Annotated in this window: 9 protein-coding genes, 6 tRNA genes and 1 pseudogene; 11 read left to right on the top strand and 5 right to left on the bottom strand. The window is 59.9% G+C overall.

What is annotated here, in order from left to right; genetic code table 11:
- A complete protein-coding gene (locus MU558_RS21835) occupies positions 1 to 1,173 on the bottom strand; it encodes an ISH3 family transposase (protein WP_246975512.1) in 1,173 nt (390 codons plus the stop codon).
- A gap of 243 nt (positions 1,174 to 1,416) precedes the next feature.
- The gene (locus MU558_RS21830) at positions 1,417 to 2,232 is read right to left on the bottom strand and encodes an IS5 family transposase (RefSeq protein WP_246972198.1); all 816 of its coding nucleotides are present in this window, start codon (positions 2,230 to 2,232) and stop codon (positions 1,417 to 1,419) included.
- A 130-nt stretch (positions 2,233 to 2,362) separates the two neighbouring features.
- Between MU558_RS21830 and MU558_RS21825 the strand changes: the two genes are divergently transcribed.
- Positions 2,363 to 3,115, top strand: a complete 753-nt coding sequence (locus MU558_RS21825) for a sulfatase family protein (RefSeq protein ID WP_246975510.1) — start codon at positions 2,363 to 2,365, stop codon at positions 3,113 to 3,115.
- 171 nt (positions 3,116 to 3,286) lie between these two features.
- On the top strand, positions 3,287 to 4,318 hold the full coding sequence (locus MU558_RS21820; RefSeq protein ID WP_246975508.1) for a glycosyltransferase family 4 protein: 1,032 nt from the start codon (positions 3,287 to 3,289) through the stop codon (positions 4,316 to 4,318).
- Positions 4,319 to 4,702: 384 nt separating this feature from the next.
- Here MU558_RS21820 and MU558_RS21815 read toward each other — a convergent pair whose 3' ends face one another.
- Both MU558_RS21815 and MU558_RS21810 read right to left on the bottom strand, forming a co-directional pair.
- Positions 4,703 to 6,235: a flippase gene (locus tag MU558_RS21815; RefSeq protein ID WP_246975506.1), complete on the bottom strand. Its 1,533-nt coding sequence runs from the start codon at positions 6,233 to 6,235 to the stop codon at positions 4,703 to 4,705.
- Between the two features lie 725 nt (positions 6,236 to 6,960).
- Positions 6,961 to 7,866, bottom strand: a complete 906-nt coding sequence (locus tag MU558_RS21810; protein WP_246975504.1) for an FRG domain-containing protein — start codon at positions 7,864 to 7,866, stop codon at positions 6,961 to 6,963.
- A 247-nt stretch (positions 7,867 to 8,113) separates the two neighbouring features.
- Between MU558_RS21810 and MU558_RS21805 the strand changes: the two are divergent.
- Positions 8,114 to 9,364, top strand: a pseudogene (locus MU558_RS21805) (RNA-guided endonuclease InsQ/TnpB family protein).
- A 12-nt stretch (positions 9,365 to 9,376) separates the two neighbouring features.
- On the opposite strand, the gene MU558_RS23215 reads toward MU558_RS21805, so the two are convergent.
- Positions 9,377 to 9,502, bottom strand: coding sequence for a hypothetical protein (locus MU558_RS23215; RefSeq protein WP_265781593.1), 126 nt, complete (start codon positions 9,500 to 9,502; stop codon positions 9,377 to 9,379).
- A gap of 616 nt (positions 9,503 to 10,118) precedes the next feature.
- Here MU558_RS23215 and MU558_RS21800 point away from each other — a divergent pair.
- The 8 genes from MU558_RS21800 to MU558_RS21765 all read left to right on the top strand — a co-directional run bounded on the left by MU558_RS21800 (position 10,119) and on the right by MU558_RS21765 (position 13,449).
- A tRNA-Gln gene (locus MU558_RS21800) sits at positions 10,119 to 10,194 on the top strand.
- A 7-nt stretch (positions 10,195 to 10,201) separates the two neighbouring features.
- Positions 10,202 to 10,275: transfer RNA gene (locus MU558_RS21795), tRNA-Asp, on the top strand.
- A 341-nt stretch (positions 10,276 to 10,616) separates the two neighbouring features.
- Positions 10,617 to 10,688, top strand: a tRNA-Tyr gene (locus MU558_RS21790).
- A gap of 4 nt (positions 10,689 to 10,692) precedes the next feature.
- Positions 10,693 to 10,817 (top strand) — tRNA-Thr (locus MU558_RS21785).
- 15 nt (positions 10,818 to 10,832) lie between these two features.
- Entirely contained in the window at positions 10,833 to 11,237 is a 405-nt protein-coding gene (locus MU558_RS21780) for a hypothetical protein (protein WP_246975502.1), read from the top strand.
- 46 nt (positions 11,238 to 11,283) lie between these two features.
- A tRNA-Glu gene (locus MU558_RS21775) sits at positions 11,284 to 11,359 on the top strand.
- A gap of 419 nt (positions 11,360 to 11,778) precedes the next feature.
- Positions 11,779 to 11,853: transfer RNA gene (locus MU558_RS21770), tRNA-Arg, on the top strand.
- A 66-nt stretch (positions 11,854 to 11,919) separates the two neighbouring features.
- Positions 11,920 to 13,449 (top strand): TROVE domain-containing protein, encoded by a 1,530-nt coding sequence (locus tag MU558_RS21765; RefSeq protein WP_246975500.1) that lies wholly within the window; start codon positions 11,920 to 11,922, stop codon positions 13,447 to 13,449.
- The last annotated feature ends 165 nt before the right edge of the window (positions 13,450 to 13,614 follow it).

Raw genomic sequence — 13,614 nt, 5'->3', positions numbered from 1 at the left:
TCAGCCCGTGGCCGGCGCGTATGCTTCTGGCACACCTGTTCCGTTCATCTCGATCTCCCAACTCCGCTCTAGCTCTTCCTCTAATGCATGTCTGATCCAGTCAGAGAAGGTCTTGAACGTGAATTCCTCGGGCAGGTCGCGCCCGCCCCGACGCGGGCGGGCGACGACCGCCCACCGAAGCACGAGCCAGAGGTTCTCCAGCAAGAACCCGACCAAGACGAATGCAAAGCGGACGACTGGATCTTGTGTCGTCGTTACCACTCGTGCTTGGCGAAACACCCGGTAGCTTGTTTCAATCGCTGACCGTTTCCGGTACAGCTGTTCGACCTGCTTGGGCGTGCGATCAGCCAGATCGCACGCCACATACCCTCGCACAACCTCCCCGCTTTTCCCTCGATCTCCAGCGTGATAGGACACAGCGACCGCGAGCGGGAATTCTAGTTCCCGCTCGCGGTCTTTGTACATCCGATAGGTTGTCATGTACGAACGGTGCGTGTCCAACTTTTCCTTCATGTGTTCTCCCTTCTTTTGGACGGGAACGACAGTCGCAGCAATCTCCTGAGAACGACGCAGAATACGTTCGTTGTAGAAGCCACGATCAGCCAACAGAAGCTCTATGTCGAAGGGATAGGCTTCGACGCGGTCGAGGACGCGCTCGACCGCGTCGGCCTCTTTCTCATCGCTACGGACGTACGTCATCGCCAACGTCACTGGCTTTCCGTTCGAGACGAGATACGCTGTGCAGTACCGGTGGCACGTCGTTGTTCCGTCTTTCGCGTGCATGCGGCAGAGTTCACCTTCTTCATCGGCGTACGTTCCGTGGTAGGGATTATCGACGAAGTCAATGGAGACGATCCTCGACCGATTAGGGTCGAGGATCGTCATCGCTACCTCCCTGAGAAGGCGGTTAGCAACCTGCTCAAGCCACTCTCGGTTGAGCGTATGGAGCCAGTCCATGACAGTATCGTCACAGACAGCGTTGTCATTGTCCTTGCACGTCTCCCAGATGGAGGTCTGATTGACTGCTGCAAGAATGACGACCGCCCAGATATCGCCGGGATCGAGGGGCGAGCCCTCGATCCCTGGCAAAGGGAGCTGGCAAATGACGTCTTCCGCTAGATCTTTCACGTCTGAGTCTGAAAGAACACCGTCTGGTTGAGGGACGCTGAACACATTCACTCAGCCAGACATCTTCCTCATGAGATGCCTTGTTGAACGCAAGACGGCATCGGGGTGGGGTTGCTGATCTACAATTTCACGACGTTAGAGACGGCTTTTCGACCTCAGAAGATGCAGTAGCTGTCAGTCACAGCGATTGCTGATGAGTCAAAACTATGGTACCTTGCTCCGTTGTTCCGGTGACGACGGCGATGCCTCTCCCGGATACGTCCGGAAAAGGGGAGCAGGCGGCGAGCCCTAACTCGCCGCCTGCGTTAGGTTATGCACGATGCACTTGCGAGTTAGCTCCCGGAACTGGCCGTGCCAGCTCCGGGAGCGGAGCTTCTCGCCGTCGTCTTGCTTCAACTGCGAGAAGCCGGTTTCACTCATCCAGCGCTGGTTGTAGTCATCGTTCATTCGTGCGTTGTGGGCCTTCTGCAACGGTGTCTGCTCCCTGTGCTTGATCAACGGTCGCGTTGACTCGGAGCGACACTCCTCACGGAGGTCGCTCCACGAGTAGTTCGCGTCAGCAGACAACACACGCAGGTCTTCCGCGTTCCGGCGGAAGACCTGCATCCCGATGTGGCCGTCCCAGGCCTTCTGCGTCGTAAAATGAACGTCCTTGATCGCCAGTGAGTTCACGTCGATCAAGATCGTTGTCTTCATCGACTGGAATGAGTAGTTCGCTCGGTCGCGGTAGTGGTAGCTGGTTTGATCGCGCTGGAAGCCACTTGCATCAATCGCAGCTTCACCACTCCAGCCCGCCTGCTCCGCCGAAGCGCGGAGCAGGCGGCGCAGTTCACGCATCTGATACTCCTGCTCCCACCGACAGAACGAGCTGTAGTGCGGTGCCTCGTCGAGATCGAACACAGCAAGAACACCTGGCATCTCGTTGAGGTAGTCTTCAGTCTCACGGAGGCTCTTCTCCAGTTCGACGCGGAACAGAATTAACGCGATCTGTGTCCACTTGGCGTACCCGTCCGCGCCATCCGGCGCGGCGGGTACGTCCGGATCGTCAACGTGCTGTTTGGCAAGGTCTCGACACATTCGCGCTAGTCGTCTGAGCGATGCCATATCGCCAGACGGCGTCCATTTCCCGGTTAATCTGACGGAACCTTCCTGTGAGAACGTCTGAAGTTGCCGTCAATCGGCGGCAAAACAAGGCATCATGAGACCAACGCTTTAGCTTCAGCTCTCACACCAGTTGGGAAGTACCGACGATAGGCTTCACACGAATCCACAGGACCTCTCGACCGAAGAGGTCGACATCGTCTCATCGATGTACGATGCGTCGCTTCGACAGCTCGACGCTGAACTCGAACGGCTCATCGACGGTCTCAAGGAACGGGGGTTGTGGAAACAATCGCACGTCGCATTCACTTCGGACCACGGCGAGGAGTTTCGAGAGCACGGAAACTTGACCCACTGCACCGAGCCCTTCGAAGAGGGAGCACACGTCCCGCTGCTGTTCAAACTCGGGACCGAAGACCTCACTGACGTCGAACAGGTAACCTCGACGATCGATATCGGTCCGACGCTGCTCGGGGCAGCCCTCGACAACCCTTACAACCCGAGGCGATTTCACGGGACGTCGCTTTGTCCTGCTCTCCGCGGCGAATCCTCGCTTCCAGAGGACCGCGCGGTGTTCGCCCAGAACGCGAATCGGGACGGCCGAGAGGTAGATCTCGATCTTCTAATCACCGGCTGTCGAACCTCGGAGTGGAAGTTCATCACTGCGCGTGACAAACACATTTCGACGAAACTATTCCACCTCCCGTCTGACCCCCGTGAGCAGACGAACGTCGCCGAAGAAGAACCGGAACGCGTCGCCCGGTTCGAGAAGATCGTTGCTGACCACTACGATCAGCCTGCATACACCGATTACGGTATCGACGACGCTCTCGAAACGGGGGTCGTCGGCGAACGTCTCGAGGCTCTCGGTTACATCGGGCACTGATTTTCTTGAGAGCCATCGGGACCGGTCTTCAGCAGCCAGCCTCAGCTACCGGAACGTTCAGAGTGAGCGTCTTTCAACCGGTAGGGCTCGCCGTGGACTCGGAGGTGTGGGTTCACCCGCGACTGCGAGTGGACCCAATAGATTTAGGTCGATCCGATTCGCGGAACCAGTATGACAGTTGGATTGTATCTCGGACGAGACTGTCCGCCGAATATGGAGGCCTATCTCGATTCCCTCGCGGCACGTGAAGACGACGCGGCGTTCGACCTGATTATCGGAAGCGACTGCGATCTTCCCGCGTGGATTCGTCACGGCGACGCGTTCGAAATCCATCGGTATCGAATGGAAGACGCATCGGGGATCTCGTTGATTTCGGCGTGTGCTGACGTGGTTTCGCAGTACGTTGCGGAGAACGACGTGACGGAGGTTCGCCAGATCACCCAACCGCGGTGGCATGCGCCGGGCGTGCTTCTCGGCGCACGCGGGAGCGGTCTGCGGACGTGTACTCGCGTCTCTCGGTCAAATTTCACGGAGTACATGAATTCCGATGGCATCGCCAGATGCAGAGACTACGCCGTGAATAATCTCATCGGCAAAGCAGTGTTCCTCGCCGACGCCGTATACACGCCGGCCTACGGCGGTGTTGAGATTCCCTGGTGGTCGAACGCCGAACGAATCGCGGAGCCGCGGATCGCATCCCCCTCGCATTTCCATCCGGCCGTCGAGGCGCATCCGGAACTCTTCTCACAGGATAGTCGCCGGGTTCTCACGGTCGGCCGAATCAGCCAGAAGAAAGGCATCGATCTGGTGTTAGATGTGGCCGAGGAACTCCCGGCGTGGGAGTTCGTCCTCGTCGGTCCAAAGCGTGACGACGAACTCGTCGATCGCGCGGAAGCTCTCTCGAACGTTCGTCTCGAAGGTGCCGTCGACTACAGTGAGATGCCCGAACTCTACGCCGCCTCCGATGTGCTCCTCTCTGCATCACGCGTCGAATGGGGCGGTATCTCGCGTGCGATGTTGGAAGCAGCCGCTGTCGGCCGGCCAGTCGTCGCACTCGACAGCGGTGACGCCGCGTCAGTGGCGACACAAACCGTCGACGCTGACCCGCAGTCTATCATCGACGGGTTAGCGGAGGTGCCGCTTCCCGGCGATCGCGAAGAAGCAGAGGACGTGACAGAGCCGTCGATGGTCAACACGGCCTAGCTATCGTCGAAACCCGTCAGGCTGAAAAGAGCATCCCGACCGATCGATCACTGATACTTCTCTCAGCATCACCCGCGAGTCGGCCACGGGCGAGCGAACCAGGCCGGGCTCTCGTGTCGGCGATGACGCTGAGTCGCTTGTAGGCGCTGAGTCGACGACCGTGACGCCGACACGACGATTGGTCGAAGACCCTCGGAGACCTGGGTCCGCACGGCGTAGACGCCTCCGAGTCAATCGAAGTAGAGACCACCCACTCACGAACACCGGCACAGTGGCCGCCGAGGACCGGGCGGAAGCGCGAGTTCGTGACCGTGGCAGGGAGACGAATCTCGACAGCGGCGGCGTGGGTCAGCGAGGAACCGGGGTCGGTCACCGGACGTGCGATCACGACAGCCGCTCGAGTAACGTGTTGAGATGCCGACTTTCGACGCCGAGCCGTTCCTGAATCGACAGAATCACCATCTCTTCCTCGGGCCGGATGCCGGTAACCACGAGCAACGTCACGAGAAACGCGGTCGAGAAGAGAGCGGTCGTAACGACGATTGCAGCGATCGACGGTGGAACGATCGGTTTCACGTACCAGACCGCAGCGAGGAGCGGAAGTGCCAGTGCAACTGGTTCGGCGAGGTCCCGGCCGAGGATTACCTCACCGGTATCGTACCAGAGTTCCAGCGTAAACAGCGCATCATAGATGAGATACGAGATCACCGTCGCGACGGCTGCTCCTTCGATTCCCCACCGCGGAATCAGGAGAATGTTCAGGACGACGTTTACCACCGCGCTACCGGCCGAATTCGCTGCGATTAGCTTCGATCTCCCCAGTGCCTTCAAGAGGTTCGATTGAGTGCTCAAGACGTTGTGGACCGCGAATCCGGCCACGAGAATCGAGAGGGCGACAGCCCCGCCAGCGTATCGAGACGAGTAGACGATCGAGATAAACTCCGGCGAAAACAGCACTAACGGAACGAACACCGGAATGCTCGCGGCTGTGATCCACCGGAGAACCGGGCGTTGGACGTCGACCGCCGCGGCGATCCCGCCGCCGCTCTCGAGCTCGCTTGCAACCGGCATGCTCATGAAGTTAAACGCGGTCGAGAACATGAGCATCAGCTTTGCCGCCGCGTACGCGACGCCATAGATGCCGACCGCTTCGCTGTCGAGGAAATACAGTAGCAAGAAAATGTCTGCGCTCCGATAGATGAACCCCGCTGTCGCAGAGAGAATAAACGGGGTCGAATATCGAAGAACCGACCGTGTCAGATCCCAATCAACGCTCCACGTCTCGGTGAGTTCGGGGAGCGTCCGAGCGAGAAGCACCACGGCAAGCACAGAACCGAGAACGTACGGGATCGCGTACGACCCGGCAAAGCCGGCCTGTCCAAGTCCGTAGACGACAGCAACGATAACGAGGCTGAACCGGACGACCGGTCGGACGAGATTTTCGACGTAGACCCGATAACGGGCGTTCTTCTGGCCTTGAATTCCGCCGACGACGACCCGCAACGTCGCTGCAAACGGGATGGTCGCCCCGAAGATGAGGATACTCGGCGTCACCGTCGGGTCACCGAATACGTCTGCGGCAAGGAATTCGGCATTGAGAGTAACCAGGCCGCTGATGACGACTGACACGGGGAACGTAATAAGAAAACTCGCGCGTGCTAACTCGGACTTCGTCGCCGCGTCGTGGCGCGGAAAATATCTCGCCAGGCCGTTTCCGAATCCGACCGAAGAAACGATCGCGCCGATATTGAGCAACGCGACACCAGCCGTTACGCCACCAAAATCGCTTGCCGAAAGGTACCGGGCGGCAAGGACCTGTGCGAGAAACGCGATCGCCATCTCGAGGACCAGCCCGCTGTAGACGAAGCCGGCGCCCTTGACGATATCACGAATGGCTTGATCTTTTGTCTGCCCCATATTACATTATCCGTGCAAGTAGCTGCGGTCCGTACGCCGATCACGGACGCCCCCTGACGTGGCAGCGGGTTCCGTTCCTGGCTCACGATACTGGGCCGAATGCTGGGGCACAATCCCCGTTTCGCTCTCGACGGGAGGGTGCGCAACTGATGCGGTTGCAAAATCAGAGACCGACGACACAGCAGCCACGACTGCACGAGCGTCGGACACATCCGTCCGGACTCGAGCCAGTCTCTCCGCGGCTGTCTCGTACCGGCGTCGCTGATACTCCAGTTCGTCCAGCATCGGGCGCGGTGACCGACAGAAACCAGATCGCCAAACCAGCAGCCCCTCCAGTTCGGTCGCACTGTCGGCGGGTTCAACTCGCCGTGACGGGATGTCAACCGAGTCTGTGAGGTCCCGCTCATCGCGTAACTCGGAGTCGAGCCCCTCCCGCCCGAATCCGATGACCTGCTCACTCATTTTTGGAGATGTTCTAGCTCGAGTATATCAACTTTGTCTCACGGCCCGACATGCCTACACCCCCTGACAACTGTAGCTGCATCAGTTCCGCCGGGCGGGAACTCGAGGACATCGACGAACCAGACGATAACAACCTGTTCGACGACGTCGACGACGAGCCGGAGATCTGGGTACAGAGGATACCTTGGATACCTTATCGTGTGTTGGCGGAGTCGGCATCCAGCTCGAGAGAACCGACATCGGTGAGTGGGTGATCGACCCGGTTACCTGTCTCCCTTCGTTGTCGGTTTGAGAGAATCAGTTAGCCACGTCGCCAGCCCGTCAAGACCGGGAAACAGCGTCCGGTGGTTGACGTTCGACTGGTTGAGTTTCTCCCGGAACGGCTGTTTTTGCTCGGCGGGGATGACGACTTTCCGGAAGAACTCCGGGTGGGTCTCGAGCCATTCGTCCATCGGCTGTTGAGGGGCAGCTGGAAACCAGCTCGCAAAGAGCGCTCCCTGGTTGGCAATCCGCTGGTCGATCGGTGGTGGTTCGAAGAACACTGCGTACGACTCTGGGTGTTGGTCGATGAATTCCGTCACGACCGATTTGATCTCTAAGAGGTTTGCCGACCCAGCCCGCACGTGAGCCCGTGCCGTCTCCTCACCGCTCTCTCGAAGTAGCATTTCGATCCCCGCTTCCAGCAGATCGGTGTCGAGCATCTCGGTCTCTGCCAGCTCACAGACTTCCTGCAGATTGTCCGGCAGATGCTCGTGAGCGGCTGCATAGTCAACGACGAGCACTTCCCCATCGACGTCGGGGTCGCCGCCTGTCGCGAAGTATGTCGCTACCAATGGCGAATACGTCCAGTCGAGGAGCCGCGTCGGGAGCCCGTGGTGTTGCGCGAGCGACTGAAGATGAAAGAACGACTCCGGTTCGTCGATGAACTGTTGGGCGTACTTGTTGAACTCCCGCAAGAGGCGGATCTCCAGTTGCCACTCGCCGGTGGTGCCGACGAACCGCTGGAGAGATGTCCGGAGTGTGTATGCCTCGTTGGAGTGCCCACGGAACACCTCCGACGTGCGATACTGGTCACCTGGGTCTCGATCCTCGGACGACTCCCCGTAGAGGTGCCGCTGAAGGGTCTGCCAGTCTTCGGCCCGTTCGACTGTCACGCTCCCGCCAGCCATACTAGCAAATCGAGTGCGAATCAGTTATAGTACAAGGCCACGCCCGCCAGCGAACCCTGAAATCCGGGATAGTGAGTATGGCGTCTGGACAGAAACGTGATCGCAACAGCACCTCGATGAATACGCGAGTTGGGGCCTGTTTACAGGCTGTCGAGGCGAATGTCACGGGGCTTGACCCCGTGGATGAAGCCGACAACTCGTGAACCAACCCATTAAATCGAAACACACCAATAGCCACGGTACAGCGATGTGGTACGACTACCGCTTCCGCGCCTACCCCGACCGAACAGGCGTGACTGCGGAAGCGGAACGCCACATCGACATCCACCGCCAAGCCTACAACCACACCCGCCACGAATACAACGCCCGCGACACCGACGAAGACAACATCGGTTCGGCATACCAACACCAGAAACGCCTCACCGAGTGGAAGGATGAGTGGTCCGTGTTCTCGGAAGTCCACTCGAAGGCGTTGCAGAAGACCGTCGAACGCTTCTACGACAATCTCTCGAACCTCTCCGACAGGAAAGAGGCAGGGTACAAGGTCGGCGAACTCCGGTGGAAGTCACCGCGAGAGTACCAGAGTATGACGTACTCGCAGTCCGGCTTCGAACTCAAAGACACGAGTGGTCGGACTGCCACACTCTGGCTTTCGAAAATCGATGACATCCCCATTCGCTATCACCGACCCATTCCCGACAACGCTACCATCAAGGAGGTGACGTTGAAGAAAGAGACTACTGGTGAGTAGTACGTCACATTCGGCCTCGAAGTCGAAGACACCGCACTCCCCGAGAAACCCGACGTGGGTGACTTGGATGTTGAGGACTGCGTTGGCATCGACCTCGGCATCAACAACTACATCTACACGTCGGACGGCGATAGTGTGGACTGGCTCGACCTCTCCGACGAATACGAACGCCTACGTCGGGAACAGCACAGTCTCTCCCGCAAGGAACACGGTAGCAACAACTGGGAGAAGCAACGCCGTGAGGTTGCCAAGGTCAAGCGTCGAATCAAGCGGAAGGTCAAAGACTTCCAGCACAAGCTCACGACGTGGCTCGTCAAGACGTATGACGCCGTGTTCGTGGAGGACTTGAACGTTTCAGGGATGTTTCAACAGCGTGGGAATGCGCGGAACAAGCAGGATGCCGCGTGGCGCGGGTTCATCGAGATGTTGGAGTACAAGGGCGACCTGTACGGGACGCACGTTGTCCAAGTGAACCCTGCGGGGACGACCAAGGAGTGTGCTGAGTGTGGTGTCGAGACGGAGAAGCCGTTGTGGGTGCGGGAACACAGTTGCCCGAGTTGTGGTTTTGAGGCAGACAGGGATGCAAATGCGTCGTATAACGTTCTTTCTCGCGGTCTTCAGGAGTTCGGTCTGGGACAGGCCGAAGTCACGCCCGTGGAGACTGCGACCGCTGTGGAAACCGATGGAGGGCGGTCTTCGTCGGTTCCTGCAAGTCGCGTCGTTGAAACGGGAAGCCTCGGGGCTTGACCCCGAGGCGGTTCACCGGTCAGTGGATCCGACACGCTGGTACGTGTTGAGCCGACCACTCCGGTCGACGGTGATCTGGCCGTCTTCCTCGAGTTGCCGGAGTTTGTTGTAGATCTGGTGATCGGCTGGTCTTTGCAACTCAGAACGGTTCACCAACTGGTGGGAAATCTGTGAGTCGACAGGCCGCGCAAGTGGACGGTGTGTTCGTCGTTCAAAAGCCGTATTGCGAAATTCGGCCATCCCTGCTGTGGCTGTGTTTAACACACCCTGATCAATTTTAATACAATTGCCACGATAGTTCAGGTTGACGTCCGACACACCCCTCGAACTAGGAGCGTTCAACACGATGGTCGCAACTCGCCTCAACCCGCGGCGTGCTCGTTCTCGCGTAGCCACGGGTCCCGTGTTCGGCGAGTGTCTACAACACCAGCGTGCGAAGAGACCGGACGCGAACCGCCGGATCTACGTCGGCTTCGAATACGAGAGTTCGACGCAATCCGGCGACGGCCGGACACTCTCACCCGCATAACTCGGCCCCCATACGGACTACCCGTCAGGGGTTGGGGAACACGGGATTGCTGCCTGCCTTCGACCAGTACTCGCTCAGTTCACAGCAACAGACGAGTGCGGGTTGCGAGGCTCGCGGCGGATTGGTCTCCGTTCGTTCTACTACAGTGACGAACGGGCTCCGTACGCGCTGAGTGAACGGAAGTCACTAGCCAACAGCCCCGCAGCGATAGCTGCGGCTACGCCGAGCCCCGGAGTCTCCGCTGGCGAGGGACGCCGGACTTTGAATCCGGAGGTCGCCGGTTCGATTCCGGTCGGGGCGACTACGGTGCCGACGTAGTGTAATCCGGCGAGCATACGACCCTGTCGCGGTCGTGATCCGGGTTCGAATCCCGGCGTCGGCGTGGATGCGTGGCGTGGCCACGTGGGGATCCCCATCGAGGGAGGCACAGTCCGCCAGTCCGATCATCTAGATCGGTCCGGCGGTGACGGACCCAGCAGGGTCTGCAACCTCCATGATCCGGTGTGGTATTCCCGGGGAACACCCGAAGTACGCCCTCACGATGTGAGCCGTAATCGTGACTCCCCAGTTACGGTTGCGCAGTAGGAACCAATCGCACAGCGAAATGACTACCTGCCGACCGATCGGCAGGCTTCGCGAGCCGCCACACCAGAGTGATCAACCGGCACGGTCAAGGGCCGTGTGGGTAGTCCTTCCGCGGTTCGAATCCTCGCAGCGATACGTCTCCCCGTGGTCCAGCGGCGACGACACCTCCCTGTAGAGGAGGAGACGCACGTTCGAGTCGTGCCGGGGAGATTTCGGGACGGTAGAAGAGCCTGGCAGTCACACTCTCGTCGGGTTTTCACCGGAGATCCGGTGCGACGACGAGAGTTCCTTCAACTTCCCTGTACGGAGTAGACGCAGGTTCGAATCCTGCCCGTCCCACTGGCGGTGAAGACGATGGGTCTCTTCGACACAGTCGAGCTCTATGACGGCGTCCACCTGCCGGAGTATCCCGGTGCAGTGGCTCCAGCAGAGGACGTCGACTGGCAGACGAAAGGTATCGCCCGGCCGAGTATGACGACATTCCGAATTACGGCGGACGGTCGGCTCCTCGAAGAGGAGTGGCACACCGAAGCGGTTCCGCCCGAGGACCGACCATACGCGAGCCGTGACGACGTCGACGAGGGCGATCTCCTCTACATGGCTGGCTGTCGGAACCGAGTACACGACGGCTGGATCGAGCGAGACGACTACCACGGTCGTTTCAAACTTAAACACTCCTTCGAGACACTCGATGCACTGGTCACGTATCGAGTGACGTTCACGCACGGGCGACTCAAGGGCTTCGAACGGCTGCGTTGACCCGTGCGTGTCCGCCGCAACCCGGCACCTGATTTGCCCCTACAGCGCTCCCGGAGTCTCCGTTGGCGAGAGACGCCAGCCTTTCGAGCTGGAGGCCAGGGGTTCGATTCCCCTCGGGAGCACTCGGGGGCTGCAGTGGCAAGCGCTTTCCGTACCCTCCCAGCGAGGTACAACGGATTGGAGCGCTGCCACCGTCAGTTCCCCCAGCGTGTGGTCGTCCAGGTGGTGCGTTCCTTCAGCCCACAAGGCACACACCGGGAGTCATAGCCCGTCGCACCGCCGGTTTCCCGACCGCACGTGGCGACCGTCGAGTCGGAGCGTTGCTTCGCCAGGAACTCGCAGGTTCAAATCCTGTCGGTGGCTCAGTCCATCGAGAACATCCCGGACAAAGAGAGTCCGAGGGGACTCTCGACACCGGCCCCGCTCCGATAGTTTTCCGGTCGCCGTGTCGCCAGTGGTCGTCGACCTGGAGCGATCCTTCGATGGCACTCTGCGGGTTCGAATCCCGCTTTCGCTCCAGGAATTTCCCGGCCACGCTCTCGTTCCCGTAGCTCAGTCAGGACAGAGCACCGGCCTTCGAAGCCGGGTGTCGCACGTTCGAATCGTGCCGGGAACGCTCGCTGCTCGCAGATGCTGTGGGCAGCCGCGGTCGGAGTCGCCTGTTGCGGCTCCGGGTGATAGTATGGAATTCAACAGGCCGAAGCAAACGGTCGCGGAGGCGACGCGGACCACCAACTACGAAGGTGGAGAAGCGTTCGAGCCTGCCGACCCCCGACTCGCACTGTACAAGCGCACGATCAACCAGCTGCTGGAAGGGTCGTTCTACGAAACCGATGACGAGCAGTTGGCCGCTGTCATCCACCGTTTCGATGCCGCCGCAGACGAGGACCCGGAGTTCGTCCTGAAGCTCGCCGCGTACGCGCGGCAGGAACTCTACCTGCGGGACATTCCACACGTCCTGCTCGTGCTGGCAGCCAACGACGACCGGTTCAAGGACGAGTCCGACGAGTCACTCATCCGCGAGTGGACGCCGGCGATCATCCAGCGAATGGACGAGACGGCAACTGCGCTCGCTATCCACGATCAGCTGTTCGGTGGCACCGCACCGTGGCCGCTTCGGCGCGGAATCGAGGACGCGCTCGTTGAGATGGCTGACGCCTACACGCTCGGCAAGTACGAGCTGTCGCGCCGCGAGGTGACCCTTCACGACGTCTTCAACCGCGTCCACCCTGCACCCGTCGACGCCGAGCAGGAAGCGCTGTTCGAGCGGTTCATGCGCGGCGACCTCGACGACGATCCCGACGTCGACCCGTTGCCGTCGCCCAACACGTGGGAGACGGTCATCTCCGAGCGCGGGAATACACAGGAGTCCTGGGAACTGCTCATCGAGGACGACGCGTACACGCTGCCGATCTTCGCGTCGATCCGGAACCTCCGGAACATGCTCGAGGCCGGCGTTCCGGAGGATACCGTCGTGAACCACCTCGACCTGGAGGCGGTGCGTCACGCGCCGCTGTACCCATTCCGGTACTACCAGGCGTACACCGCGCTTCAAGACGCGGATGTGCAGGCACCGGCGGTTGAGCAGTGGCTAGAAGACGCAATTGATGTCGCAGTCGAGACGGTGCCCGACGGACTCGGCGACACCTTCGTCGCGGTCGACCTGTCGGGATCGATGGAGCATCCGCTCTCCGCGAACAGCACGCTCCGGTTGAAGGAAATCGGCGCGTTGTTCGGTGCGATCCTGGCTGACCAGGGAGCCGACGTCGGCGGATTCGGTGACGATTTCCAGCCCGTTTCGATGCACGTCGACACGCCAGTACTGCAGCGCCAAGAGTCGGTGCTGGCCATCGACGAGGACGTCGGGAACTCGACGAACGGCTGGAAGGCGATCGAACACCTCCACGATCGAGGCAGATCTCTCGAGCGGATCGTCGTCTTTACAGATATGCAGATCTGGGACAGCACGCCGTTCACGGCACGCGATAACCAGACGGTCAAGGACGCGTTCGAGGCCTATCGGGACGAGGTGTCCGCGGACACCGCGTTGTACCTCGTCGATCTCGCGGCCTACGGCGATCTGGTGACGCCGGACGGCTACGAAAACGTCTACAACATCTCCGGCTGGTCGGAGAACGTCCTCTCGTTCATCGAACACGCCGAGAATCCAAAGCAGGTCATCGACGAGATCAGGGCGTTCAAGCCATCTTAGCTGGAACGAGGGCGCTACGCCCCCGGGAGTGGAGTGTAGCCGATACGGATCTTCACTTTCACCTTCCGTGGCACGGACTTATAACCGAGAACGGCGAATCAGCAATCACGTCGAAAATGACCGACGAACAGGCTCTCGTGAAGACGCTGGCCTTCCAACTCGACG

Source organism: Natribaculum luteum (genome assembly GCF_023008545.1).
Classification (GTDB): Archaea; Halobacteriota; Halobacteria; order Halobacteriales; family Natrialbaceae; genus Natribaculum; species Natribaculum luteum.
The sequence above is the reverse complement of the archived record's forward strand: the minus strand, read 5'-3'. Positions and strand labels throughout refer to the sequence as shown.

Bases quoted from the DNA above. Each gene is read 5' to 3' on its own strand.
- MU558_RS21780 (WP_246975502.1), top strand. From the start codon at position 10,833: ATGGGTCTCTTCGACACAGTCGAGCTCTATGACGGCGTCCACCTGCCG.
- MU558_RS21820 (WP_246975508.1), top strand. From the start codon at position 3,287: ATGACAGTTGGATTGTATCTCGGACGAGACTGTCCGCCGAATATGGAG.
- MU558_RS21815 (WP_246975506.1), bottom strand. From the start codon at position 6,235: ATGGGGCAGACAAAAGATCAAGCCATTCGTGATATCGTCAAGGGCGCC.
- MU558_RS21830 (WP_246972198.1), bottom strand. From the start codon at position 2,232: ATGGCATCGCTCAGACGACTAGCGCGAATGTGTCGAGACCTTGCCAAA.
- MU558_RS21810 (WP_246975504.1), bottom strand. From the start codon at position 7,866: ATGGCTGGCGGGAGCGTGACAGTCGAACGGGCCGAAGACTGGCAGACC.
- MU558_RS21765 (WP_246975500.1), top strand. From the start codon at position 11,920: ATGGAATTCAACAGGCCGAAGCAAACGGTCGCGGAGGCGACGCGGACC.